General features: G+C 73.6%; 22 protein-coding genes. 9 read left to right on the top strand and 13 right to left on the bottom strand.

All coding sequences use genetic code 11. The annotated features are described in order from the left end of the window. Positions 1 to 179: 179 nt before the first annotated feature. The 6 genes from DPM19_RS15015 to DPM19_RS14990 all read left to right on the top strand — a co-directional run bounded on the left by DPM19_RS15015 (position 180) and on the right by DPM19_RS14990 (position 6,283). On the top strand, positions 180 to 1,469 hold the full coding sequence (locus tag DPM19_RS15015) for a glycerophosphoryl diester phosphodiesterase membrane domain-containing protein (RefSeq protein WP_111867834.1): 1,290 nt from the start codon (positions 180 to 182) through the stop codon (positions 1,467 to 1,469). After that, positions 1,466 to 2,137 carry a DUF4129 domain-containing protein gene (locus DPM19_RS15010; RefSeq protein WP_233510165.1) on the top strand — a complete coding sequence of 224 codons (672 nt, stop codon included), beginning with the start codon at positions 1,466 to 1,468 and terminating at the stop codon, positions 2,135 to 2,137. Before DPM19_RS15015 ends, DPM19_RS15010 begins: the two co-directional genes overlap by 4 nt. After that, positions 2,134 to 3,309 carry a DUF4350 domain-containing protein gene (locus tag DPM19_RS15005; RefSeq protein WP_111867831.1) on the top strand — a complete coding sequence of 392 codons (1,176 nt, stop codon included), beginning with the start codon at positions 2,134 to 2,136 and terminating at the stop codon, positions 3,307 to 3,309. Before DPM19_RS15010 ends, DPM19_RS15005 begins: the two co-directional genes overlap by 4 nt. Further along, on the top strand, positions 3,306 to 4,301 hold the full coding sequence (locus tag DPM19_RS15000; RefSeq protein ID WP_111867829.1) for an AAA family ATPase: 996 nt from the start codon (positions 3,306 to 3,308) through the stop codon (positions 4,299 to 4,301). The genes DPM19_RS15005 and DPM19_RS15000 overlap by 4 nt, the downstream gene beginning before the upstream one ends. Before the next feature lie 13 nt (positions 4,302 to 4,314). After that, positions 4,315 to 5,607: a DUF58 domain-containing protein gene (locus tag DPM19_RS14995; RefSeq protein ID WP_111867826.1), complete on the top strand. Its 1,293-nt coding sequence runs from the start codon at positions 4,315 to 4,317 to the stop codon at positions 5,605 to 5,607. 106 nt (positions 5,608 to 5,713) lie between these two features. Beyond that, positions 5,714 to 6,283, top strand: coding sequence for a Uma2 family endonuclease (locus tag DPM19_RS14990; RefSeq protein ID WP_111867824.1), 570 nt, complete (start codon positions 5,714 to 5,716; stop codon positions 6,281 to 6,283). Positions 6,284 to 6,287: 4 nt separating this feature from the next. On the opposite strand, the gene DPM19_RS14985 is transcribed toward DPM19_RS14990, so the two are convergent. Further along, positions 6,288 to 7,283 carry a stage II sporulation protein M gene (locus DPM19_RS14985; protein ID WP_111867821.1) on the bottom strand — a complete coding sequence of 332 codons (996 nt, stop codon included), beginning with the start codon at positions 7,281 to 7,283 and terminating at the stop codon, positions 6,288 to 6,290. Positions 7,284 to 7,359: 76 nt separating this feature from the next. Between DPM19_RS14985 and DPM19_RS14980 the strand changes: the two genes are divergently transcribed. Beyond that, complete coding sequence (locus DPM19_RS14980; protein ID WP_111867818.1) at positions 7,360 to 8,340, top strand: RDD family protein; 981 nt, start codon at positions 7,360 to 7,362, stop codon at positions 8,338 to 8,340. Position 8,341: 1 nt separating this feature from the next. On the opposite strand, the gene DPM19_RS14975 is transcribed toward DPM19_RS14980, so the two are convergent. The 3 genes from DPM19_RS14975 to ahcY (DPM19_RS14965) all read right to left on the bottom strand — a co-directional run bounded on the left by DPM19_RS14975 (position 8,342) and on the right by ahcY (DPM19_RS14965) (position 11,981). Beyond that, complete coding sequence (locus tag DPM19_RS14975) at positions 8,342 to 8,920, bottom strand: hypothetical protein (RefSeq protein ID WP_111867816.1); 579 nt, start codon at positions 8,918 to 8,920, stop codon at positions 8,342 to 8,344. Then, positions 8,920 to 10,176, bottom strand: a complete 1,257-nt coding sequence (gene ahcY / locus DPM19_RS14970; RefSeq protein ID WP_111867813.1) for an adenosylhomocysteinase — start codon at positions 10,174 to 10,176, stop codon at positions 8,920 to 8,922. The genes DPM19_RS14975 and ahcY (DPM19_RS14970) overlap by 1 nt, the downstream gene beginning before the upstream one ends. A gap of 374 nt (positions 10,177 to 10,550) precedes the next feature. Beyond that, complete coding sequence (gene ahcY / locus DPM19_RS14965) at positions 10,551 to 11,981, bottom strand: adenosylhomocysteinase (RefSeq protein WP_111867810.1); 1,431 nt, start codon at positions 11,979 to 11,981, stop codon at positions 10,551 to 10,553. 121 nt (positions 11,982 to 12,102) lie between these two features. Between ahcY (DPM19_RS14965) and DPM19_RS14960 the strand changes: the two genes are divergently transcribed. Further along, positions 12,103 to 12,495 carry a MerR family DNA-binding transcriptional regulator gene (locus DPM19_RS14960; protein WP_111867807.1) on the top strand — a complete coding sequence of 131 codons (393 nt, stop codon included), beginning with the start codon at positions 12,103 to 12,105 and terminating at the stop codon, positions 12,493 to 12,495. On the opposite strand, the gene DPM19_RS14955 is transcribed toward DPM19_RS14960, so the two are convergent. The 7 genes from DPM19_RS14955 to DPM19_RS14925 form a co-directional block, all read right to left on the bottom strand. Beyond that, positions 12,447 to 13,124, bottom strand: coding sequence for a response regulator (locus tag DPM19_RS14955; protein ID WP_111867804.1), 678 nt, complete (start codon positions 13,122 to 13,124; stop codon positions 12,447 to 12,449). The genes DPM19_RS14960 and DPM19_RS14955 overlap by 49 nt on opposite strands. Next, the gene (locus DPM19_RS14950; RefSeq protein WP_233510164.1) at positions 13,121 to 14,569 is read right to left on the bottom strand and encodes a sensor histidine kinase; all 1,449 of its coding nucleotides are present in this window, start codon (positions 14,567 to 14,569) and stop codon (positions 13,121 to 13,123) included. Before DPM19_RS14950 ends, DPM19_RS14955 begins: the two co-directional genes overlap by 4 nt. 403 nt (positions 14,570 to 14,972) lie before the next feature. Then, a complete protein-coding gene (locus tag DPM19_RS14945; protein WP_111867799.1) occupies positions 14,973 to 15,932 on the bottom strand; it encodes a cation diffusion facilitator family transporter in 960 nt (319 codons plus the stop codon). A gap of 19 nt (positions 15,933 to 15,951) precedes the next feature. Next, positions 15,952 to 17,097, bottom strand: coding sequence for a bifunctional phosphoglucose/phosphomannose isomerase (locus tag DPM19_RS14940; protein ID WP_111867796.1), 1,146 nt, complete (start codon positions 17,095 to 17,097; stop codon positions 15,952 to 15,954). Next, positions 17,094 to 17,270, bottom strand: coding sequence for a Trm112 family protein (locus DPM19_RS14935; RefSeq protein ID WP_111867794.1), 177 nt, complete (start codon positions 17,268 to 17,270; stop codon positions 17,094 to 17,096). Before DPM19_RS14935 ends, DPM19_RS14940 begins: the two co-directional genes overlap by 4 nt. Further along, positions 17,270 to 18,619, bottom strand: coding sequence for a phosphomannomutase/phosphoglucomutase (locus tag DPM19_RS14930; RefSeq protein ID WP_111867791.1), 1,350 nt, complete (start codon positions 18,617 to 18,619; stop codon positions 17,270 to 17,272). Before DPM19_RS14930 ends, DPM19_RS14935 begins: the two co-directional genes overlap by 1 nt. A 116-nt stretch (positions 18,620 to 18,735) precedes the next feature. Next, positions 18,736 to 19,113 (bottom strand): DUF3499 domain-containing protein, encoded by a 378-nt coding sequence (locus DPM19_RS14925; RefSeq protein WP_111867788.1) that lies wholly within the window; start codon positions 19,111 to 19,113, stop codon positions 18,736 to 18,738. Positions 19,114 to 19,289: 176 nt separating this feature from the next. Between DPM19_RS14925 and DPM19_RS14920 the strand changes: the two genes are divergently transcribed. Beyond that, positions 19,290 to 19,724 (top strand): metallopeptidase family protein, encoded by a 435-nt coding sequence (locus tag DPM19_RS14920; protein WP_233510163.1) that lies wholly within the window; start codon positions 19,290 to 19,292, stop codon positions 19,722 to 19,724. Here the strand turns inward: DPM19_RS14920 and DPM19_RS14915 are convergent, their stop codons facing one another. Beyond that, on the bottom strand, positions 19,725 to 21,179 hold the full coding sequence (locus DPM19_RS14915; RefSeq protein WP_111867783.1) for a DUF5719 family protein: 1,455 nt from the start codon (positions 21,177 to 21,179) through the stop codon (positions 19,725 to 19,727). Next, positions 21,176 to 25,018, bottom strand: a complete 3,843-nt coding sequence (locus tag DPM19_RS14910; RefSeq protein WP_233510162.1) for a glycosyltransferase — start codon at positions 25,016 to 25,018, stop codon at positions 21,176 to 21,178. Before DPM19_RS14910 ends, DPM19_RS14915 begins: the two co-directional genes overlap by 4 nt. Positions 25,019 to 25,065 lie beyond the last annotated feature (47 nt).

Below are 25,065 nucleotides of genomic sequence, written 5' to 3'. Positions count from 1 at the left end.
CTACGCTACGTGTCTATCCAGCAGCATCGCGCGATATTTGGCGATTTCCCCAATGATCACGGAGAGGTACGGGCGACATGGGCGTTTCGTGGATCAGGCAGTGACCCGGCGACTGAGCATTTCGGACTCGCCACCCATGACAGGATGACCTGACGGAGTCATCGCACGGGGAGTACACGATGCCGGATCCGGAGGTTTGGGCGGCGCCCTCCTCGGGCGCGCCCACCGCGCGCGCCGCCGCCCCCGCACCGGCCGAAGCTCCGCCCGAGTCCGGCCGCGCCGACCTGCTCCGAAGCGAGATCCCGTTCCGGCCGCTGGGCATCTCCGAGATGCTCGACGGCTCCCTGGCCGCGATGCGCCGGAACCCGCGGGCCGTGCTCGGTCTCTCGGTGGGCATCACCACCGTGGTCCAGGTGCTGATCTCCCTGATCGGCTACTACTTCATCGGCACGCAGGCCGACGAGGAGTTCACCCCGGCCCCGGTGATGGACAGCCTCGGTGCCCAGTTCACGCTGAGCGTGGTCGGGCTGATCGTCTCCGCCGCCTCGGTCGTGCTGCTCTCCGGGCTGCTCGCGCCGGTGCTGGCCCGCACCGTGTTCGGGCTGCCGGCCTCGCTCGGCCAGTCCTGGCAGGACGTCCGGCCCCGGCTGCCGCACCTGATCGGGCTGACCGCGCTGGTCACCGGGCTCGCGCTGGTGGCGCTGGCCCTGCCCGTGCTGCCCTTCCTGCTGTTCGTGGCCATCGACGCGCCGCCCGCGCTGGGCGTGCTGTCGGCGCTGTTCGGTTACCCGATCGGCTTCGTGGCCATGATCTACGTGTACGTGCTGTTCGTCCTGGCCGTCCCCGCCGTGGTGCTGGAGCGGCTCGGGGTGATGGACGCGCTGCGCCGGGCCCGGCAGCTCTCCCGGGGTCGCTGGTGGCGGACCTGCGCCACCCTGGTGCTCACCCTGGTGATCACGGTCCTCATGGGTTTCCTGGCCCTGCGGATCCCCTTCCTGCTGCTCCAGCTCTTCCTCTTCGGCGACGCCCCCGAAGGCACCTCGCTGGTCCTGGCGCTGGCCCTGGACACGTTCGGCCGGATCGTGAGCTGGACGCTGGTCGTCCCGTTCGACGCGGGAGTGATCGTCCTGCTCTACATCGACCGGCGGATGCGGCGGGAGGGGTTCGACCTGGAACTACAGACCCGATCCGACGAGGTGCGAGACGAGGACTTCCTCGGGCTGTGGCGGCCCGGCGACCTCGTCCCGCCGCCCGGGGCGCGCCCCATGCCCGAGCCCGTCCGCCCGCACGCCGGCCCGCACTTCGGCCCGCCGCGACAGCCGGGCCCGCCGGGACAGCCGGGCCCGCCGGGACAGCCGGGCCCGCCGGGACAGCCGTTCCCGCCAGGCCCGCCGTTCCCGCCAGGCCCGCCGTTCCCGCCGGGACAGGCCGGCCCGCCGCCGGCCGCGCCGCGGGGGTGGATGTCGTGAACCCGCTCGCACGCATGATCATCAGCGCGCCGGAGCCGATCGCCCGCGACCCGGCGCGCGAGCTCGCCGAGCGCGAGCTGGAGAAGCCCATCTACCACCGCGACGACCCCTCGTTGCTGGAGCAGATCTGGCAGCGGTTCAGCGAGTGGCTCCGGGATCTGTTCAACCGGGTCCCCGACCCGCAGGCCCAGGGCGCGGGCGGCGGCATCTTCTCCTGGGTCATCGTCGCCCTGGTGGTGATCATCGCGGTCGGGCTCGTCGCCTGGGTGATGCGGGGCCGCCGCAACACCCGCTCCGAGCGGGCCGCGTTGCTGGACGAGCAGCCCAGCACCGCCCTGGACCACCGGGCCGCCGCCGAGCGGCACGCCCTGGCCGGCGAGTGGGCCGAGGCGATCCGGGAACGGCTGCGCGCCATCGCCCGCGACCTGGAGGAGCGCGCCATCCTCCCCGCCCGCCCGGGGCGCACCGCGGACGAGCTGGCCGGTGAGGCCGGCACCGAGCTCCCCGACCACGCCGACGAGCTGCGCGCCTGCGTGCTGATCTTCGACGACGTGTGGTACGGCGACCGCCCCGGCACCGAGGCCGGCTACGCCCGCCTCACCGCGCTGGACACCGCCCTGCGCTCCGCCCGCCCCCGTCCCCTCCCGCAGCCCGAGGCCGTCTCATGACCGCGACCACGGACATCCCGACGGCCGCCCAGGTGGCGGGACGCCGCTGGCGGGCGTCCCGCGCGGTCGTCTTCACCATCCTGGGGCTGGTCGCCGTCGCGATCGGGCTCGCCGTGCTGCGCCCCGCCACCAGCGCCCAGTTCCTCGACCCGGAGTCACCCGCCAAGGACGGCACCCGCGCGCTCGCCCAGCTGCTGGGACAGCGCGGCACCCCGGTCCAGGTGGTCCGCGACACCGCCGCGGCGGCCAGGCAGGCGCGCCCCGACAGCGTCCTGGTCGTCACCCGGTTCGAGCGGCTCGGCTCCGAGCAGGTCGACCAGCTGCGCGACCTGCCGGGCTCCCTGATCCTGGTGGAGCCCAGCCGGGACGCGCTGCAAGCGCTGGCCCCGGGCATCCAGCGGGCCTCCGCCGGCTTCTCCGACGGGTCCGTCGCGCCGTCCTGCTCCCTGCCCGCCGCCACCCTGGCGGGTTCGGTGGCGTTCCACCGGTCGGAGGCCTACGAGGCCCCACCGACGGCGACCCACTGCTACCCGTCCGAGGGGCTGCCCCGGGTGGTGCACCTGCCACGGGGCGACCGGACGGTCACCGTGCTCGGCTCGGGCCTGCCGTTGACCAACCGCTACCTGGCCGAGGCGGGCAACGCCGCCCTGGCCCTCAACCTGGTGGGGGCGCGCTCGTCGGTGGTCTGGCTGATCCCCGACCTGCCGACCCCGGGCAGCCGCAGCGGCGACGTCACCTACGACGAACTCATCCCGGCCGGCGTCAAACTCGCCGTCCTGCAGATCCTCATCGCGGTGGTGCTGACCGCGCTGTGGCGAGCCCGGCGGCTGGGGGCGGTGGTGACCGAGCCGCTGCCGGTCGCGGTGCGCTCCGCCGAGACGGTGGAGGGCCGGGCCCGGCTGTACCGGGCGCACCACGCCCGTGACCGGGCGGCCGACGCGCTCCGGGCGGGCGCCCGGGAGCGGCTGGTGCCGCTGCTCGGCCTGCCCCGCGGCGCCGCCCAGGACCCAGCGGCCGAGCAGGAGATCGTCCTGGCCCTGGCCCCCCGCGCGGGCTGGGACGCGGCGGTCGTGGGCTGGGCCCTGTACGGTCCTGCACCAGCGGACGACGCGGAGCTGGTACGGCTCGCCGACGTCCTCGACGACCTCGAACGAAAGGTACGACAGTCGTGAACAACCCGGTCGATGTCGTGAAGGGCCCGGGGGGAGCGCCCGCCGAGGCCGCGGACGCCCGTAGCGCGCTACGGGCGCTGCGCGGCGAGGTCGGCAAGGTGGTGGTCGGCCAGGACGCGGTCGTGACCGGCCTGGTGATCGCGCTGCTGTGCCGGGGCCACGTACTCCTGGAGGGTGTGCCGGGCGTCGCCAAGACGCTGCTGATCCGTACCCTCTCCCGGTCGCTGACCCTCGACTTCAAGCGGGTGCAGTTCACCCCCGACCTGATGCCCGGCGACGTGACCGGCTCGCTGGTGTACGACGCGAAGACCGCGGAGTTCGAGTTCCGCGAGGGCCCGGTGTTCACCAACCTGCTGCTGGCCGACGAGATCAACCGCACCCCGCCCAAAACCCAGGCGTCACTGCTGGAGGCGATGGAGGAGCGGCAGGTGTCGGTCGAGGGCTCCGCCCGGGCGCTGCCCGACCCGTTCATGGTCTGCGCCACCCAGAACCCGGTCGAGTACGAGGGCACCTACCCGCTGCCGGAGGCCCAGCTCGACCGGTTCCTGCTGAAGCTCACGGTGCCGGTGCCCTCCCGGGAGGACGAGATCGCGGTGCTCCAGCGGCACGCGGCCGGGTTCGACCCGCGTGACCTGTCGGAGGTGTCCGCCGTGGCGGGCGCCGCCGAACTGGCCGCGGGGCGGGCCGCGGTGCGCGCGGTGCTGGTCGACCCCAAGGTGGCGGGCTACGTCGTCGACCTGTGCCGGGCCACCCGGCAGTCGCCGTCGCTCCAGCTCGGGGTGTCGCCCCGGGGCGCTACCGCGCTGCTCGGCACCGCCCGGGCCTGGGCCTGGATGTCGGGCCGCGACTACGTGACTCCCGACGACGTGAAGGCGCTGGCCCGGCCGACCCTGCGGCACCGGGTGCAGCTCCGCCCGGAGGCCGAACTGGACGGCGCCACCCCCGACGGCGTCCTGGAGGGCATCCTGTCCACCGTTCCGGTCCCCCGCTGATCGGCCGGCTGACATGGCGGTGACGGGCCGGCTGGGGCTGCTGGCGGCGCTCGGCGTGATCGTGCCCCTGCTCGTGGGACGCGGCTGGGCGCTGCTCGCGGTGCAGGGCGTGCTGCTGCTCGGCGTGGTGGTGGACCTGGCGCTGGCCGGCAACGTCCGGGCGCTGCGTTTCCACCGTGACGGCGACGCGAGCGTACGGCTGGGCGAGACGGCCCGGGTCGGGCTGATCGTGGAGAACCTGGGCCGGCGCCGGATGAAGGCCGTGCTGCGCGACGCCTGGCCGCCGTCGGCCGGGGCCTCGCCGCGGACGGCCCCGCTGAACGTCCCGGCAGGCGAGCGGCGCCGGGTCGAGATGACCCTGGTACCGACCCGGCGCGGCGACCGGCGGGCGGTGACGGTGACCGTCCGGTCGGTGGGCCCGCTCGGGCTGGCCGCCCGGCAGCTCTCCCGGCCGGCGCCGTGGACCGTGCGGGTGCTGCCCGCCTTCCCGTCCCGCCGGCACCTGCCCGCCCGGCTGCGCAAGCTGCGCGAGCTGACCGGCCAGCACGTGGCGATGGTGCGCGGTCAGGGCACCGAGTTCGACTCGCTGCGCGAGTACGTGGTGGGCGACGACGTCCGCTCCATCGACTGGCGGGCCACCGCGCGCCGCGCCGACGTGGTGGTGCGGACCTGGCGGCCCGAGCGTGACCGGCGCATCTACCTGGTGCTGGACACGGGACGCACCGCGGCCGGGCGGGTCGGCGACGTTCCCCGGCTCGACTGCTCCATGGACGCGGCGCTGCTGCTCGGGGCGCTGGCCTCGCGGGCGGGCGACCGGGTCGACCTGCTGGCCTACGACCGGCGGGTGCGGGCCCGGGTGGAGGGCGTCTCGCGAACCGACCTGCTCACCTCGATGGTGCAGGCGATGGCCCCCCTGGAGCCGGAGCTGATCGAGTCGGACGCCGCCGGCATGGTGTCCACGATCATGGCGCGGGTGCGCCAGCGCTGCCTGGTGGTGCTGCTGACCGAGCTGAACCCCGCCGCCATCGAGGAGGGGCTGCTGCCACTGCTCCCCCAGCTCACCGCCCGGCACCTGGTGATGGTCGCCGCGGTGGCCGACCCGCGGGTGGACGAGATGGCGGCGGCGCGCGGCGACCTGGCCGCGGTCTACGACGCCGCGGCGGCCGAACGCGCCCGCGCCGACCGGCGCCGCCTCACCGCCGAACTGCGCCGCTACGGCGTCGAGGTCGTGGACGCACCCCCGGACGAGATCGCCCCCGCCCTGGCGGACGCCTACCTCGCCCTCAAGGCCGCCGGCCGCCTGTAACCGGTTACGGATGTTGCAGGGGCATCGCCCACATGGGGATACTGGGCTTAAGAAGTGTTGTTGACTATGTCGGCAACACTCATCACCTAACGCGGAGGGCCCAGCCGTGACCGCTTTTCCGGACTGGATGTTGGCGCTTCCCGAGGAAGGGCTCACGGCGGAGGAATACGATCGGATGCCGGCAGAACAGTGCCGGAACATCGAGATCGTCGACGGGAAGATCATCGTGTCCCCCTCCGCCACCCCTCGGCATAACATAATCATCAGGGAAATAGCCAACGCGCTCACAGCTGCGGTTACCTCGCCATGGCATGTCACCTCTGATGTCGACCTGCGCATCGCCGACGTCCCCCTGCTCAACCGGAGACCTGACGTCCTGGTCTTCCAGGGGGACTTGGACGAACTTCCCGTCAGACCGCACCAGGTGCTTCTCGCCGTCGAGGTGATGAGCAAAGGCAGTGTAACCACCGACCGGATCGACAAACCCGCGGAATACGCCTCTGTGAAAATCCCTCACTATTGGCGCCTGGAGCGGGATGGCGATGAATTGGTCGCCTATACCTACGCGCACGACTCGACGAAAGGTGCATATATCCCATCCGGGACATATCGCGGGCGACTCAAGACGGACCGGCCGCTGTCCGTCGACATCGATCTCGACATTCTGCTCAGATAAGCGGTCAGCCCGAGGCCGGGGCGAGGTCCGGGGTCTCCTCGATGTCGCCGGTGGCGCCGGTGCGGACGGCACGGCGGCCCAGGACGATGAAGTAGGTCAGGAAGGCGAACTCGGCGACGACGCCGATGCCGACGCGCAGCCAGGTGGTGTGCACCCAGCCGGTGACGAAACCCTCGATCAGGCCGGAGACCAGCAGCACCACGATCAGGCCGAGAGCGATGCTCATCATCGCCCGGCCTTCCTCGGCCAGCGCCTGGGTCCGGCTGCGGGGGCCGGGGTCGATGATCGTCCAGCCGAGCTTGAAGCCCGCCGCGCAGGCCAGGTAGACGGCGGTCAGCTCCAGCAGGCCGTGCGGCAGGATCAGGCCGAAGAAGATGTCGCCCTTGTCGTGGGCGAACATCAGCCCGGCGATCTGCCCGAGGTTCTCCTGGTTCTGCCAGAGCACGAACAGCGTGAACGTGCCCAGCAGCACCCCGCCGGCCAGCGCCTGGGCCGACACCCACACGTTGTTGATCCAGACCTGGAAGGCGAACGACTCGGCCGAGTGCTCGGTGTAGTAGTTGGCGAAGTCGTGCTCCACCAGTTCCCTGATCTGGTGCGGCGTGGCCATCGCGGCCTGCACCTCGGGATTGCGCGCCACCCAGATCGCGATCACCAGCGAGGCCAGGTTGGCGAGCAGCGCGGTGGCCAGCAGCCACCAGCGCAGCCGGTAGGTGGCGGCCGGGAACGACACGGTGAAGAACCGCGTGACGTCGCGCCAGAGCGGGGCCTGCGCCCCGGCCACCGCGGCCCTGCCGCGGGCGACCAGCGACGACAGCCGGCCGACCAGCACCGGGTCGGGTGAGCTCGACCGCACCACCGACAGGTGGGTGGCGGCCCGCTGGTACAGCTCGATCAGCTCGTCGATCTCCGGGCCGGTGAGCCGCCGGCTGTCGTTGATCAGACGCTCCAGCCGCAGCCACTCGGCATGATGGTCGGCCACAAAAGCATCGACGTCCACCGGGCGAGACTAACGCCCCGGACCGCGGAACCGGCAAACTAGGGCGTACATCGGTGTCACACGAGCGGGGAGCGGCATGGCGGAACTGGTCACCGGCGAGGCCGTCGAACTCGATCTGCGGGTCGCCCGGCCGGCCAGCCGGACGTGCGCGCTGCTCCTCGACCTCATGTTCCAGTCGGTCATCCTGAACATCGCCCTCTACACGGTGAGCATGACCGCCCTGGTGGCGGACGAGGCGTGGACCGTGGGGCTGTCCATCCTCTCCCTGGTCGCGGTCACGGTGGGCTACCCGGCGGCGTTCGAGACGCTGTCGCGCGGGCGCACGCTCGGCAAGCTGGCCCTGGGGCTGCGGGTGGTGAGCGACGACGGCGGGCCCGAGCGGTTCCGCCAGGCGCTGGCCCGGGCGCTGGCCGCGGCCATCGAGATCTGGATGCTGATGGGCGCCCCGGCGCTGATCAGCTCGCTGTTCAACCGGCGGGGCAAGCGGCTGGGCGACCTGCTGGCGGGCACCGTGGTGATCCAGGAGCGGGTGCCCAGTTCGGTGGTGTTCGGGCCGGTCGCGGTGATGCCGCCGCAGCTGGCCGGCTGGGCCCGGGGGCTCGAACTGTCGCAGGTCTCCGACGGGCTGGCGCTCAGCGCCCGGCAGTACCTGACCCGCTTCTGGGAGCTCATCCCCGAGGTGCGCGACACCCTGGGCCAGCGGATCGCCGACCAGGTGACGGCGGTGATCAGCCCGCCGCCCCCGCCCGGGGTGCGGCCGGAGATCCTGCTGTCGGCCGTGCTGGCCGAGCGTTCCCGGCGGGAGAGTACGCGGCTGTACCGGATCAGGGAGCGCCGCGGCCGCCTGCACGAGGCCCCGCCGGCTCCCGTGCCGGCGATGGCCATGGCCGGCCCGCCGCCCCGGCCCGTCCCGCCCGCGGGCCCGCCCGCACCGCCGCCGCCCAGCCCGCCGGGCCCCGGCCAGCCGCAGTTCCTCCCGCCCGCCCACTACGGCGCCGGCCCGTACGCCCAGACCCTCCCCCAGCAGCCGCCGCCGGGTGGCTGGGTCGGACGGTAGTTCACGGCAGGGTCGGCGGGGACTCCAGGTCTTCGAGCTCCAGGCCGGGGGCGGCGAGCACCACGTCCCCGGCCAGGTGCACCTCCACGGTCTCGGCGGTCGCCAGGTCGGTGATCTCGTAGCGTTCGACCGGGAGCGGGGCGAGTTCCGCCGCGTAGGTGGTGGTCTCGGCCAGCCGCCAGCGCTGCCCGATGTCCAGGGCGGCCAGGCCGGGCCCCTGCACCCGCACCAGCCGGACGGCGGCCGACCCGCCCGCCGCCAGCCGCAGGGACCGGGCCACGGCGACCAGGAACGCCGGGGACTCGCCCAGGAAGCCCGCCGCCCGCGCCGCGTGCTCCGCGGGCTCGCCGGAGGCGCCGGAGCGGATCCAGTACAGCTCGGAGCCGGCGACGCCGCCGCGCAGCAGCCAGTGCCGGGTGGCGAGTTCGACCCGGATCTGCCGCCAGCGGGCGTCCACGGTGAGGTCGGTCCGGCCGCCGTCCGCCCGCTCGCCGACGTACCGCCAGCCGCCCGCGCCCGGCGCGCACTGGAACCGCTCCGTCACCTGCTCCTCGACGTGCAGGTACGTCCCGCGCGGCATCAGGAGCCGTGCTGCCAGGAGCTGAGGTAGTCCTCCTGCTCGGCGTTGAGGGAGTCGATGTCGACCGCCATGGAGGCCAGCTTGAGCCGGGCCACCTCCGTGTCGATGGCGGCCGGAACCTCGTACACGCCCGGGGTGAGGTTCGGGTAGGCGGTGGCCAGCCAGGCGCAGGTGAGGGCCTGGTCGGCGAAGGACATGTCCATCACGGCGGGCGGGTGCCCCTCGGCCGCGACCAGGTTGACCAGCCGCCCCTCGGCGAGCAGGACGATGCCCCGGCCGTCGGGCAGCACGTACTCGTCGGCGTGCGGGCGCACCCCGCGGCGCACCTCCACGGCCGCCTCGGCCAGCCCGGCCACGTCGATCTCCACATCGAAGTGCCCGGAGTTGGCCAGGATCGCCCCGTCCTTCATCTCCGCGAAGTGCTCGGGCCGGATCACGTCCCGGTTGCCGGTGGCGGTGATGAACACGTCGCCGTGCGGGGCGGCCCCGGCCATGGGCAGCACCCGGTAGCCCTGGAGCGCCGCGTCCAGCGCCTTCACCGGGTCGATCTCGGTGACGACGACCCGGGCGCCCAGCCCGGCGGCCCGCTCGGCCAGGCCCCGGCCGCAGTAGCCGAATCCGGCGATGACGACCGTCCGGCCGGCGAGCAGGGTGTTGGTGGCCCGGACGATGCCGTCGAGCGTCGACTGCCCGGTGCCGTACCGGTTGTCGAACATGCGCTTGGTGGCGGTGTCGTTGACCGCCACCACCGGGAACCACAGCGCCCCCTCGCGGACCATCTGGTGCAGCCGGATGACCCCGGTGGTGGTCTCCTCGCAGCCGCCCTTGACCGTGCCGAGCAGGTCCGGGCGGTCGGTGTGCAGGGTGTTGATCAGGTCGCAGCCGTCGTCGAGCACCAGGTCGGGGCCGGTCTCCAGGACCTGGTGGATGTGCCGGTAGTACAACTCCCGGTCGGTCCCGGCACGCGCGTACACGGCGGCGCCGTACTCGTGTGCCAGCGCGGCGGCGGTGTCGTCCTGCGTCGACAGCGGGTTGGACGCCGCCAGCGCCACGCTCGCCCCGCCGGCCTGGAGGGTGCGGATCAGGCCGGCCGTCTCGGTGGTGACGTGCATGCAGGCCGCGATCTTCAGCCCGGCCAGCGGACGGTCGGCCGCGAACCGCTCCCGGATCTGCCGCAGCACGGGCATCGCCCGGTCGGCCCACTCGATCCGCTTCACCCCGGCGTACGCCAGTGCGGCGTCCGCGATGTCACTCATCTCCACCCCTCGTCCCCACCCGGAACCGACCGCCCGGACCACACGGGAACGGCACCTGATCGTTCCACCGACTGCCCCACCGGGTCGACCGCCAAGGCACGCGAACGCGCACCGCGACCGCCCGCCTCGACCACCACCGGCACGCAGACCACCGCACGGAACCGGCGACCCGGCCCCGTCGGAGCGCGAGCCGCCGGCCCGCCGCGAGTGCGTCCGAAGGCTGCTCCCCCGCGCCGAAGGCGCCTGATCGCAGATCGCTCCGCGTGGGTGCCCGCGCCGAAGGCGCTCGATCCACGCGGAGCGATGCCGCACGAGCCGCGGTCCGAGTAGCGACGAGCCGCTAGGCGAGGAGCGTCGGGAGGACCGCCATAAATTCAGTACCGGTAGTGGTCCGGCTTGTACGGGCCCTCGACGTCGACGCCGATGTACTCGGCCTGCTCCTTGGTCAGCTTGGTGAGCTTGACGCCGAGCGCGTCCAGGTGCAGCCGCGCCACCTTCTCGTCGAGGTGCTTGGGCAGCACGTAGACGCCGAGCGGGTAGTCCTCGGTCTTGGTGAACAGCTCGATCTGCGCGATCACCTGGTTGGTGAAGGAGTTGGACATCACGAACGAGGGGTGGCCGGTGGCGCAGCCCAGGTTCATCAGCCGGCCCTCGGCCAGCACGATGATCTGCTTGCCGTCGGGGAAGGTCCAGGTGTGGACCTGCGGCTTGACCTCCTCCTTCACGATGCCCGGGGTCCGGGCCAGCCCGGCCATGTCGATCTCGTTGTCGAAGTGGCCGATGTTGCTGACGATCGCGTTGTGCTTCATCCGGGCCATGTGGTCGGCCGTGATGATGTCGAAGTTGCCGGTGGTGGTGACGAAGATGTCGGCGGTCTCGACGACGTCCTCCAGGGTGGTGACCTGGAAGCCGTCCATCGCGGCCTGCAGCGCGCAGATCGGGTCGATCTCGGTGACGATCACCCGGGCGCCCTGGCCGCGCAGCGCGTCGGCGCAGCCCTTGCCCACGTCGCCGTAGCCGGCCACCACCGCGACCTTGCCGCCGATCAGCACGTCGGTGGCGCGGTTCAGGCCGTCGAGCACCGAGTGCCGGCAGCCGTACTTGTTGTCGAACTTCGACTTGGTGACCGAGTCGTTGACGTTGATCGCCGGGAAGGCGAGCGTGCCGGCCTTGGCCATCTCGTACAGCCGGTGCACGCCGGTGGTGGTCTCCTCGGTGACGCCCTTGATCGCGGCGGCGGTCTCGGTCCAGCGGCCGGGCCGCTCGGCGATCGTCCGGCGCAGGGTCTCCAGGATGATCCCCCACTCCTCGGGGTCACCCTCGCCCGCCGTGGGCACGGCGCCGAGCTTCTCGTACTCGGCGCCCTTGTGGACGAGCAGCGTGGCGTCGCCGCCGTCGTCGAGGATCATGTTGGGCGGCGTGCCGTCGGGCCAGGACAGCGCCTGGTCGGTGCACCACCAGTACTCCTCCAGGGTCTCGCCCTTCCAGGCGAAGACCGGGACGCCGGCGGGCGCGTCGACGGTGCCGTCCGGCCCGACGACGACCGCGGCGGCGGCGTGGTCCTGGGTGGAGAAGATGTTGCAGCTCACCCAGCGCACGTCGGCGCCGAGCGCGACCAGGGTCTCGATGAGCACGGCGGTCTGGATCGTCATGTGCAGCGAGCCCATGATCTTGGCCCCGCGCAGCGGCTGCGCCTCGGCGTATTCGGCGCGTACGGCCATCAGCCCGGGCATCTCATGCTCGGCGAGCTGGATCTCCTTGCGGCCGAACGCCGCCAGCGACAAGTCGGCGACCTTGTAATCCATCGTTCGTGAACTCCTTGAATGAGACCTGGGGGCGTTCGTACGTCGCGAGTCTAGGCGTGCTCCGGAGGCCGACGCACGGCCGGAGGCGACTTTCTCACACTGATTTGTCAGAATACGCTCCATGCGTATCACCGAGGCCGCCCGGCGGCTCGGCACCTCGCCCCGCATGCTCCGCTACCGCGAGGCGCTGGGCCTGCTGCCCCCCACCCGCGAGCCGGGCGGGCACCGCCGGTTCGGGGACGCCGAGCTGCGCGCGGTCGCGCTGGCCCTGGCGCTGGAGAAGCGCTACGACATCAGCCCCGCCGAACTGGCCTTCGGGCTGCGCGTACTGGCCGAGCCGGACGTCCAGCTGCGGGTCCGCGAACTGGGCGAGCGCATCGGCCGCCTGTCGGCCCCGCCGGCCCGGGCCCTGGACTTCGAGAAGGAGAAGGCCCTCCGCCTGCTCCGCCGCACCCCACCCCGTGATCAGCGGGGGTCGGGGTCGCCGCCGGGGACGACCAGGCCCGACTCGTAGGCCAGGACCACCGCCTGGGCGCGATCACGCAGGCCCAGCTTGGTGAAGACGCGGGCCACGTGCGTCTTGACGGTGTGCTCGCTGACCACCAACCGGGCGGCGATCTCGGCATTGGAGAGCCCCGCCGCGATCAGCACCAGGACCTCGTTCTCCCGGGCCGTCAGGGTCTCCAGCTCCGCCGGCGGGCGCGGCCGGTGGCGCCGCTGCCGGGTGAACTCGCGGACCAGCCGTCCGGTCACCTGGGGGGACAGCAGCGCGTCGCCCCGCGCCACCACCCGCACGGCCGACACCAGCTCGTCGGCGGTGGCGTCCTTGAGCAGGAAACCGCTGGCGCCCACGGCCAGCGCCTCGAAGACGTACTCGTCCACGTCGAAGGTCGTCAGCACCAGTACCCGGACGCCCTCGGCGCCCGGCCGGCCCAGGATCCGCCGGGCGGCTTCGATGCCGTCCATGCCGGGCATCCGGATGTCCATGACCACCACGTCGGGCGTGTGCCGCCGGGCCAGCTCCACCGCCGCCAGGCCGTCGCCGGCCTCCCCGACCACGGTGATGTCGGGCTGGGCCGCCAGCAGGGCGGCGAACCCCGCGCGGACGATGGTCTGATCGTCAACGACCAGCACTCGGATCACGACCGGGGATTCTCCTCACGGGCGAAGGGCAGTTCGGCCTCCACCACGAACCCACCGGAGTCGGCGGGGCCGGCGGCGAAGCGACCGCCCAACATCGTCGCACGCTCCTCCATTCCCACAAGGCCGTGCCCGCCCGCTCCCCCCGTCGGATCGAGCACCATCGTCGGCGCCGCCGCACCGTCGTCGCGGACCCGCACCGCCAGCCGGTCGTTCAGGTACGCCAGTTCCACCCGCACGTGCGCGCCGGGCGCGTGCCGGCGGGCGTTGGTCAGCGCCTCCTGGACGATGCGGTACGCCGACAGCTCGACGGTCGTCGACAGGCCCCGCACCTCCCCTTGCACCGTCATGTCCACGTGACCGCCCGCCCCGCGATGCTGGTCGATCAGCTCGGGCAGCCGTTCCAGCCGGGGCTGCGGGGCCGACTCGGGCTCGCTGCCGGCATCCGCTCGCAGCACGCTCAGCAGCCGCCGCATCTCCACCAGCGCCTCGCGCGCGGTGTGCGCGATCTCGGCGTACCCCTGCGCGGCCTCCTTCGACAGGTCGTCCATGGTGTACGGCGCCGTCTCGGCCTGCACGGCGATCATCGACACCGAGTGGGCCACCACGTCGTGCAGTTCGCGGGCGATCCGGGCCCGCTCCCGCATGACCGTCTGCTCCCGCTGGACGACGCTGAGCCGGGTGAGGGTCTCGGTGTTGCGCTCGCGGACCTCGGCGTTGGTCCGCTCGGCGGTCTCCACCACCCGCCGCGCGTCGCCCAGCCCGATCGCCGCGAGCAGCACCAGCACCGCCGCGTACCACGGCAGCGGGTCCAGGCCGTCGCCGGCGAGGTAGACCACGGCGATGGTCACCACGCCGCCCACCGCGAGCATCCCGGTCGACGGCCGCGGCAGGTGCCGGGCCAGCGAGTGCAGCGTGAACAGCGCGGCGGCCGTGGTGGTGACCAGCAGCAACTGGCCCGTCAGCAGGCTCGCCGCGTACGCCGCCAGCACAACGGCGGCCATCGGCCGCAGGAACTCACGCCGCCACACCAGCGGCAGGGTGACGGCCACCGCGAAGGCGCCCGCCACGCTCACCGGCGACTCGTCGTGCGGAGCCAGTTCGGCCAGCGCGGCCAGGGTCATGGCCACCCCCGTCAGCGGGGCGAACAGCCACGACTCGGTGAACTCCCGCCACGCCCCGATCCACCGCGGCAGCGGCCCGGCCGGGCCCGGGGCCTCGTACAGCGCCGTGCCGCCGGGGCCGCGGGGAGCGGGCCGGCGGGACGCGCCGTACAGCCCGGCCGTGATCCGGGCCGTCACGGGCTTCAGCAGCCGGCCGAGACCGGTGATGATCCAGAGCAGGATCTGGCCGACACCGGCCACGATCCGCCCGGACAGCCGCCAGGCGTGCGGGGCGAGATCCTGCCCCAGCGGCGGGGCGTGGTCGGTCTGGTCGTTACGGGTCACCACCCCATAGTGGCCCCCAGGACAGAAGGGTCGCCTCACCGCACAGTGCCATGCGGCGGTCCCGGCTCCTCCCACCTGAGAACGACACCGGTTCCATTCTTCCGGGGGACGCCAGCCCACCTGCGTGAACGTAATGTCATGTTCGTGACGGCACGGTGGTGGCTTCGACGAGGGGGTTCGGGGGCGCCACCGCCGTCACGCCAGGCCGCCCGGCACAGGAGTCCGGGCGGTGTGCATGGGGAACGAGGCGCCCTCGCCGGTGCGGCGGTCGATGTGTCTCTGCAAAGGGACGTGCCGGTCGCGCCTGGGCTGGGGTTCTACGACCGGGACGGCCGGCCGGTGAGGGTGTCTCCGGGAACGACGACGGCCCGGACGGAGTCTCCGTCCGGGCCGTGATCCGTCATCAGACCGTGGTGGCGGCCTCACCCTCCGGGGCGGCGGCCTCGTCCAGCGCGGGCTCCAGGTAGATCAGTCGCGCCTCGGGGAACTGCTCGCGGACCTTGGCCTCGGCCGCGTCGATCCCGCGGGCCACGTCCGCCGCGGTGTCGTCGTGCTGCACCGCGATCTTCGCCGCGACCAGCATCTCCTCCGGGCCGACGTACTGCGTCCGGATGTGGATCACACGGTCGACCTGCTCCACCGACTCCAGCGCGTCGATGATCTTCCGCTCGGCCTCGGGGCTGGCCCCCTCGCCGATCAGCAGGCTCTTGGTCTCGATGGCCAGGATCACCGCGATGACACCGAGCAGCACGCCGATGGAGACGGTGCCGATGCCGTCCCAGACCGGGTCGCCCGTGACGACGGCCATCGTGACACCGAACAGGGCCAGGACCAGGCCGACCAGCGCGCCCAGGTCCTCCAGCAGCACCACCGGGAGCTCGGGGGCCTTGGACCGCCGGATGAACTCCCACCAGCTCTGCTCGCCGCGGACGAGGTTGGACTCGACGATCGCGGTCCGGAAGGAGAAGATCTCCATGATGATCGCCACGATGAGCACGCCGAACGCCCACTCCGGCGAGTCGATCCCGTGCTCGGGGTGCTCCAGCGCCTCGTGGATCTTGTGGTAGCCCTCGTACAGCGAGAAGGCCGCGCCGACGGTGAACAGCACCACGGCGACCACGAACGCGTAGAAGTAGCGTTCCCGCCCGTAGCCGAAGGGGTGCTGCGGGGTGCGCTCGCGCCGGGCGCGCTTGCCGCCCACCAGCAGCAGCGCCTGGTTGCCCGAGTCCGCGAGAGAGTGGATGCCCTCCGCCAGCATCGACGACGACCCGGTGAACCCGAACGCCACGAACTTGGCGGTCGCGATACCCAGGTTCGCGGCCAGCGCCGCGACGATCGCCTTGGTCCCGCTGCCCGCGCTCACCGGCGTGCTCCACGGCTAGTCATACAATCCTCGCTTTGAGCTCCTGGATGGCTGACACCGGGGTGGGATCAACACCCAGTGCGATGGCCAAGTAAACCGTGACATAGTCGGCCAGCGCGATCAGAGTGGCGATTCTCTCCAGCGGATGCTCACCCTCGGCCCTGATTTCGGTCACCCCCAACCCGCGGGCCTGGGCTAGCTCGACCGAGACCTCCCGCCGCTTGCGCACCTGCGGATGCTCGTCGGTGTCACGCAGCACCACCAGGTGCAGCCCGGTTTCGGAGTCTTCGGACCGGTCCCGGAAGAAGTCGTCGAGATCGCCCGTGCCGCCCCCCGGCCGGTTCGCGAAGAACCCGTCGAAGGCCACCACCTGGTTGTGGTTGGCCTCCGGCAGCTCGCCGTAGACCCCGGGGTACTTGGCGTTCTCGTTGAGCTGGCAGCAGAACCGGTACGCGGCGGTACCGGCCAGCGCCGACGTGCCCCAGACCATCGGCAGCGAGCCGGCCAGGTCGAGCGCGAGCTGCTTGGCCGGGTTGACGAACGACTCGCTGTCGGGACGGCAGCGGTGGCTCACCTCCTCCAGCCGCAGCGCGGCAGCCTCCAGCACCTCGGCCGGCGCCGACACCAGGCCGAGCGTCCGGGCGGCGAGGATCAGCGGCACCGACAGGCCCCAGAGCGTGGAACGGGGCATGCCCACCGACCGGACCGGCACGAACGGCGCCCGCCCCTGGACCGCCATCTCGGCCAGCGGCGACTCCTCGCCCCCGATGAACAGCAACCGGCAGCCGCGGCGCAGCGCCTCGCGCGCCACCAGCAGGGTCTCCTCGGTGCCGCCGGAGCACGAGACCGCGATCACCAGGTCGGCGGCGCCGACCCAGCCGGGCAGGGCGTAACCACGCACCGTGATGATCGGCACCGGGCAGCCGACACCGCAGACCGCGGCCAGCACGTCACCGGAGATCCCCGAACCGCCCATGCCGGTGACCACGATGGCCCGCGGCCGGCCGTCCTCGGCGAGCCGTTCCAGCCCCGCCTCGGCCGCCCTCAGCTGCGCCTCGCGGATCTGCGCGGCGGAGGTCGCCACCTGCCGCAGCATGTCCCCGGGGTCGGCGGCGGCGAGGGCCGCCGCGTCGTCGAGACGGCCGAGGTCCAACTTCACGTTCATGGAGCCGATGCCCGGGCCTCGTCCACCAGGAGGACGGGGATGTCGTCGCGCACCGGATAGGCGTAGCCGCACTCGCCTGTGCAGACCAGCTCATCGGCGGCCTCGTCCGCCCGCAGCGTTCCCTGACAGTTGGGGCACGCCAGGATCTCCAGCAACCAGGAGTCGAGCTTCATCACTTGTTCCTCACGATGGCCAGGACCTCGTCGCGAATTTCGCGCATGGTCTGCTCGTCGGCCGCCTCCACGTTGAGGCGCAGCAGCGGCTCGGTGTTGGACGGCCGCAGGTTGAACCACCAGTCGGCGGTGCCGACGGTCAGCCCGTCCAGTTCATCGACGGTCACGCCGGAGCGGTCGGCGAACTCGGTCCGGACCAGCTCGGTCGCCGCGGCCTGGTCGGCGACCTCGCTGTTGATCTCGCCGGAGGCCGGGTAGCGGTCGTACTCCCGCAGCAGCCCCGACAGGGGGCCGTCCTGCTCGCCCAGGGCCGCCAGCACGTGCAGGGCGGCCAGCATCCCGGAGTCGGCGAACCAGAAGTCGCGGAAGTAGAAGTGCGCGGAGTGCTCGCCGCCGAACACCGCCCCGGTCTCGGCCATCGTCTGCTTGATGAACGAGTGGCCCACCCGGGTGCGGATCGGGGTTCCGCCGTGCTCGGTGATGAGCTCGGGCACCGCGCGCGAGGTGATCAGGTTGTGCACGATGTTGGCGCCGGGGTGCTTGGCCAGTTCCCGGGCGGCCACCAGCGCGGTGACCGCCGAGGGCGAGACGATCTCGCCCCGCTCGTCCACCACGAAGCAGCGGTCGGCGTCGCCGTCGAAGGCCAGGCCGATGTCGGCACCCGTCTCGCGCACCTTGGCCTGCAGGTCGCGCAGGTTCTCGGGCTCGATGGGGTTGGCCTCGTGGTTGGGGAAGGTGCCGTCGAGCTCGAAGTACAGCGAAACCAGGTCGATCGGCAGCCCGGCGAACACCGTCGGGACGGTGTGACCGCCCATGCCGTTGCCCGCGTCGACCACGACCTTGAGCGGACGGATGCCGGACAGGTCGACCAGGGTCTTCAGATGATCGGCGTACCCCTGCAGCACGTCCTGGCTGCTGACCTTGCCGGGGGCGCCCTCGTACGCGGGGACGCCGCGCTCGACCAGTTCGCGGATCTCGCCCAGCCCGGTGTCGCGGCCGATCGGCTTGGCGCCCGCCCGGCACAGCTTCAGCCCGTTGTAGCGGGCCGGGTTGTGGCTGGCGGTGAACATCGCGCCGGGCAGGTCCAGGCTGCCGCTGGCGTAGTACAGCATGTCGGTGGAGCCCAGGCCGGCCTCGATCACATCCGCGCCCTGCGCCGTCGCCCCCCGGGCGAAGGCGGCGGCCAGCGGCACTGAGGACTCGCGCATGTCGTACGCGGTGACCACGGCGGTCGCCCCCGTCACCCGGACGAAGGCCGCGCCGATCGCTGCTGCGGTCTCGACGTCGAGTTCTGCGGGCACGACTCCCCGGATGTCATATGCCTTGAAGATCTTGGCGAGGTCGCCCACTCCAGCTCCCTGTTGATGTAGCGCTGTCGCACCGATGGTCGAGCCTACCGGGAGCGAAGGAAGCGGGATCACGCAGTCGGTGCAGGAAGAGAGATCATTCGGTTGGCGTTAAATGTCTATTCGTCCGCGGCGGGGGTCGTGCCGGACGACGGGTCGGAGCGCAGCACCCGCAGGTGGCCGCGCCGGCTCACCTCGATGCCCTGGCCCACCGGCTCCTGCCGCCGGGTGGGACGGGCGGCCTCGCGTACGGCGTCGGCCAGCGCCTCGAGATCGTCGGAGCTGGGCTCGGTGTCCTCGACCGGCAGGCGGACCAGTTCCCAGCCCATCGGGGCGGTGAGCCGGTCGGCGTGCTCGGCGCACAGGTCGTAACAGTGCGGTTCGACGTACGCGGCGAGGGGGCCGAGCACCGCCGTCGAGTCACGGTAGACGTACGTGAGCGTGAAGACTGCGGACTCCTTGCACGCGGTGCGGGAGCAGATGCGGACGGGGCTCACGATGGCCGACCGTACCCCCCTCTCGTCCGTACCGCCACCACCTACGCGACCGTGTCTCCATTACCGGTTCAATTCAGTGCCAACAGCCGTATATCGCGCAGTGTCCTGCTCTGCTCCGACCACTCTCCGTCCAGGGGCACATCCGCCCGGGACCGCGGGGGGATAAGCTCGGAGATGTGCGATCCCGTGTGGCAGGGCCACGACGCCGCGACCGGCACGGCCGCGGTCTGCGCGGCCCGCTGGCTCCTCCGGAGGCTCCGCTCTCGCGTACCCGCGCGCAGCGTTTCGACGACCTCGTCCGTGACGAGGTGCGCCGGCTCGGGCAGCGCTGGAGCAGAGAGCTGGCACAGGTGGAATTCGCGGTGGAAGAGGTGCCGCAGGTCGAGCCCTGGGCCGATGGCGCCGACCCGGTGCCGCTCAGCGAGACCCGGTCCGGCGGCACGGCCGCCCCGCCCAGCATCGTCCTCTTCCGCCGGCCGATCGAGGCGCGGGGCGACGACGAGCGCGAGGTGGCCCAGCTGATCCGCGATCTCCTCGTCGAGGAGGTCGCCGACCTGCTCGGTCTCTCACCCGAGTCCGTCGACCCCAGCTACGACACCCCGGACGACTGATCAGGGCAGCAGGGAACTCAGCGAGTCGCCCACCGGGGGCAGGTCCAGCGCGGTGCGGGCCGGCCCCACCGGGAGCAGGGTGACCGCCTCCGTGGCGCCCCTGCCCGCCGTCAACAGCCGGGCCGCGTGCACCGGCCCGGACCCCTCCCGCGCGGTCACCAGCAGGCCGAAGGAGCCGGCGCCGGCCGGAGCCGGGACGCGCACCTCCAGGGTCCGCCCCGCCGCCACGGTGACGTCCTGGGGGGCGCCGCGAGCCCCCGCCGCGTCCACGGTGACGATGCGGACGGCTCCCGCCCCGTCAGGGGCCGTCAGCAGCAGGGAGGCGTCGAAGCGGTTGTCGGCCGCCACACCCCCGGGCCCACCCGCCGGGCCCAGCGGCGCGGTGGCGGTGCCGAACGCCACGTCGGCGCCGCGGCGGGTGGTGAACCCGGTGACGATCGGCCGGTCCGACACCAGCCGGACGGCCGCGGGGCGACCCGCGAGCACCCGGTCCAGGTCCAGCGTCGACACCGACGCAGCGGGCGCGTCCAAAACGCCCTGCCCGCCCGGGGCGAACGTGCCGTCCGGAGTGATCACCTTGACCTCGACCCGGGCGTCCCGGTCGCCCGGTACCCCGACCAGCAGCCGCCGTTCGCCGCTGCCGGCCGGCAGCCCCGGCAGGACGAAGGACCGGGCGGGACCGGGCGCGAGGGGCAACCAGTCGACGCCCTTGCCCGCGGCGACCCGGACCCGGACGGCGGCGGCGACCCGGCCGGTGTTCGCCCGCACCCGGAGCGCCAGCGCCTCGGCGGTCTCGGCCACCTCGCCCAGCCCCGCCGCGGACCGGCCGATCGGCACGATCTCGGTGCTGTACGGCTCGATCTGCAGGCCCCGGCCGTCGGTGGTCTCCAGCGGGCCCTCCCCCGACATCGCCAGCACGTCGACGGCGGCGGGTTCCGCGTCGACGTTGGTGATGTAGAGGTCGATGTCCTCGGCGGCGACGGGGCCGGGCCCCACGAACCACAGGTCCGTGCCGGGCGCGGCGCAGCGGGTGCCGGCCAGCCCCCGGTCGTCGCCCCGCGCCGCGGAGACCGACTGCTCGGCCGTGAGCCCGGCCGCCGGCGGCCCGGTGGCCCGCAGCGTGTAGGAGCCGGCGTCGCCGGCGGAGACGTCCTGCGCCCAGGCGACGCCCGGGCCGCCTGGAGCGGCGACGACGGCACCGCCTGGGGTCGCCGTCACCGTGGTCCGGCCGCTGCCGCGGGCACCGGGCGGGGCCAGCGCGCTGAGCCGCACCCGGTCGCCGCGCGGGGCCGGGCAGGCCAGCACGGCGGACGTGACCGGGGTGCTCCCACCGGTCTCCGCCGTCACCGCGCCGGGCCGCGACAACCGGGCCGCCCCGTACAGCGCCAGCAGGGCCACCAGCACCAGGAGGGCGGTGGCGTACCGGTACCCGAGAAACCGGATCAGCCCGTTCACTCGTCTCCCCGCTCGTTCCCGGGCTCGCCGCCCGTGGCCACCGCGTCCCCCGAGCTCTCGGCGGCCCCCGGGGGCTCGGCGGTTCCGGCCTCCTCGCCCCGGCGAGGCGCCGGAGGCACCGGGTCGGGCCCGGCCGGGGCCGGCTCGGCGCCGGAGGCCGGGCGGCCGAACCGGATCTCGGCGGGGCTGCGGAAGCGGATCCGCCGGGCACCCGACCCGGTCTTGCGCCGGCGGCCCGGGCCCGATCGCCGGCGTTCCTCTCCACCGGCGGCCTCCGGCACCGCGAAGGCGCCGCTCCCGGTGGTCGTCGAGTCCCCTGGGAGCTCGGCCTCCTCGCCGGAGGTCCGCGCGGCGTACTCACCCGACGCGTTCACCACCGGTTGCTCACCGGTGACGTCCGGCACAACGTGCTCACCAGACATGCCCGGCAGGGCGTGCCTGCCAGAAGTCCGCGCCGCGTGCTCGCCAGACCCGCTCACCACCGGCTGCTCACCAGAGACATCCGGCACAACGTGCTCACCAGACATGCCCGGTACGGCGTGCCTGCCAGAAGTCCGCGCCGCGTGCTCGCCAGACCCGCTCACCACCGGCTGCTCACCAGAGACATCCGGCACAACGTGCTCACCAGACATGCTCGGCAGGGCGTGCCTGCCAGAAGTCCGCGCGATGTGCTCGCCAGACCCGGCCGGCACGGCGTGCCTGCCGGAGGTCCGTGCGGCGTGCTCACCGGAAGCGGTGAGTTCGTCGGCTTCCACGGATTCGGCCGGTTCGGCGGTGTGGGCACGGCGGGGGCGGCGGCGCAGGCCCCGGTGCGCGTTCCGGCCGGGGCCGCGCTCGACGGTCTGCGAGCCCGTCCGGCCGTCGGGCCGGCCGCCGGGCAGGGCGAGGGCCGCGACCACCAGCAGGGCGGCGGCCTGGATCGTCACCCAGAGGTGCCGGCCCCGCATGCTCCGCGTCAGCTCGAACCGGCCGCCGGCGGCCGGCACCGCGTATCCCTGGGCCCAGCCGTCCACGGTGCGGGCCGCCGGGCGGGCCCCGTTCAGCGTGGCGCGCCAGCCGCCGTCGGCGGGCTCGGCCAGCAGCAGCACCCGGCCGTCGCGGCCCGGCGGGACGACCGCGGCGGCGTCCGTCCGGCCGGCGGGCAGCGGGGTGATGGTCGGGCCGTCCAGCAGCATCAGCCGCCCGCCGGGCGTCACCAGCCGCCAGACGCCCCACTCGGTGGTGCGGCTCAGCCGGGTCACCCCAGGGGCCCCGTCGAGGACGGAGGTCATCGGGTCGGCGGCCGGCCGTGGCACCAGGAAGTACCGCACGCCCATCCGGGTCAGCGCCGGCGCGTCGGCGTGGCCCGCGGCCAGCCGGGCGACCAGACCGTCCATCCGGTGCCGCGCCGTCGTGTCGGCGGGGGTGTCGGCCTCGCCCAGCCGGGGCTCGGCGCCGCGCAGCACGGAGTAGGAGACCCGGCCGGTCCGCTCGGTGCCAAGCACAAGGGTGCGGGCACCGGTCGGGCCGGCGCCGAGGAACGAGGGGACGGAGTCGGGGTCGACCTCGCCCAACGGCCCGCGCACGCCGGTCACCACCCAGTGGCCGGCGGCCAGCAGCGGGGCGCTCACCGCCAGTGCCAGGACCGCCGCCCCGGCCGGGCGGTACAGCAGGTGCTTGCCGGCCAGCGCCTCGGCCGCGCGCTGGACGACGGCGGTCGCGGCGAGCAGCACCCCCAGCGCGGCGACCAGCAGCGGAACCCCCGGCCAGGCGGACGATCGGTCGGCCACGCTCGTCACCTGCACGGCGCTCACCAGGATCGCCACGAGCAGGCCGAACAGGGCGAGCATCCAGCCGGTCATCACCGTGGTGCGCCGGCTGCGCAGCGGCAGGGCCAGCACGGCGACGGCGAGCAGCCCGTACAGCACCCAGTGCGGCGGGGTGCCGGGACCGCCCGGGTCGAGCATCAGCAGCGCCCCGGCGGCCGGCGCGGCGTCGACCAGTTCGGGCCGGTGCAGCCCCGCCTCCAGCAGGAAGCGGGACGGGTGCCGGAGCAGGCCGAGCGTCCACGGCAGCAGCAACAGCGGCGGCAGGGAGAGCGCGACCACCAGGTCGCGGTCGGCGCCGCGCCGTGCCGCGCCGAACGCGAACCGGCCCAGCAGCCCGGCGATCAGGGCGAGTAGCCAGGTGAGCGGCACGAAGGCCATGGTCACGGTCAGCAGCAGGGCCGTCCCCCAGGCGGCCCGGCGGGCGCGCAGCCGGCGGGCGGCCGGGTCGGCGAGCCGGGGCAGCCCGTAGATCCGGGCGACCAGCAGGCCCAGCAGGGGTGTCAGCACGAACACCACGGCGGTGCCGAGCCGTCCGGCGGCGATCGTGCCGGTGGCCACCGGCAGCAGCGCGTAGGTCACCGCGATCCAGGCCCGCAGCACCGGGGCCGGGACCAGCCGGCGGGCGGCGCGCGCCCGCCGGCCGGTGCGCGGCGGCTCGGTGACGACCAGCCCGGACGCCAGGTAGGCGGTCAGCCCGGCCAGCGGGACGCTGGCCAGGAGCAGCAGCGAGACGGCGAGCCAGGGCTTGCCGAACGTCACGGTGGACAGCGCGGCGAGCACCCCGACGTAGGGGGGTGATCCGGCGTCCGAGCCCAGCCCGGCCGGATGCCAGCCGGCGGCGTACTGGGCCCACAGGTCGCCCGCCCCGCCGGGTGCGGGCACCAGCGCGCCGCCGCCCAGCCGGCCGGCCGCCAGCAGCACCGACCGTTCCGCCACGAGGGCCACGACGGCCAGCGCGGCCACGAGCAGCACGCCGGGGTTGCTCAGCACCCGGCGGCGGGCCGACCGCCATCGGACCTCGACCGTGGGACCGGGCCGCCGCTCGGTCGCCAGTGCTGTCGAGAAGCGCTCGACCGCGCGCCGCAGCGCCACCCGGCGCGGCAGGAAGCGCCGGACGCTGCGGTAGACGTGCGTGCGGCCCGCGGCCCGGGCGGCCCGGGCGCGGCGCAGCCGGTCGGGCGAACGGATCACGTCGGCGAACGCGCCCAGTTCGTCGCGGGCGGCGGCCGGGCGTTTGGCGGCCAGCAACGTCACCGCGCGGAGCAGGGCGACGGTGGCGTTGCGGGCCAGCGAGCGCAGCATCGGCCGCAACGGCTGGTTGGCCAGCAGGGTGTACAGCACGTTGCGCCGGTCGCGGCGGCGGGCCGACTCGGTGGTCATCCCGATCTCGCGGGCGCCCCGGGCCGCGGCCTCGGCGTGGAAGACGACCGCGTCGCTGGCGGCGACCACCCGGTGGCCGGCCGCGTGGACGCGCCAGCCGAAGTCGACGTCGTCGCGGAACAGCCCGAAGTCCAGGTCGAACCCGCCGACCTGCTCCCAGACGTCGCGGCGGACGAGCATGCCGGCGGTGCTGACGGCCAGCACGTCGCGGACGCCGTCGTGCTGGCCCTGGTCGAACTCGTGCCGGTCGATGCCGGTGTCGCGGCGGCCCGCCCCGTCGAGGGTGACGCCCAGTTCCAGCAGCCGCCGCCGGTCGGTCCAGTCGCGCAGTTTGGGGCCGAGCAGCCCGATGTTGGGGTCGGTTCCGGCCACCCGCAGCAGCAACTCCAGTGCGTCCTGGGCGGGTGCGGAGTCGTCGTGCAGCAGCCAGATCCACTCGGTCGGTGCGCTGCCGTCCTCGGTGGGCGCCACCGGGGTGTGCGCGGCGGGGTGCCGCAGCGCCTCGGCGACCGCCTCGCCGTAGCCGGTGGTGCGGGGCAGCCGCAGCAGCTTGCCCTCGCCGACGACCTCGGTGAGCACGGCGGGGCCGCGGTCGTGGCTGCCGGTGTCGACGGCGACCAGCCGCTGCGCCGGCCGCGTCTGCGTCAGCAACGCCTTCAGCGTCACCGGAAGCCAGCGCGCGCCCTCATGGGCGACGA

It is taken from the genome of Actinomadura craniellae, assembly GCF_003289645.1.
Lineage (GTDB): Bacteria > Actinomycetota > Actinomycetes > Streptosporangiales > Streptosporangiaceae > Actinomadura_D > Actinomadura_D craniellae.
This window is presented reverse-complemented; position numbering and strand designations above follow the sequence as displayed.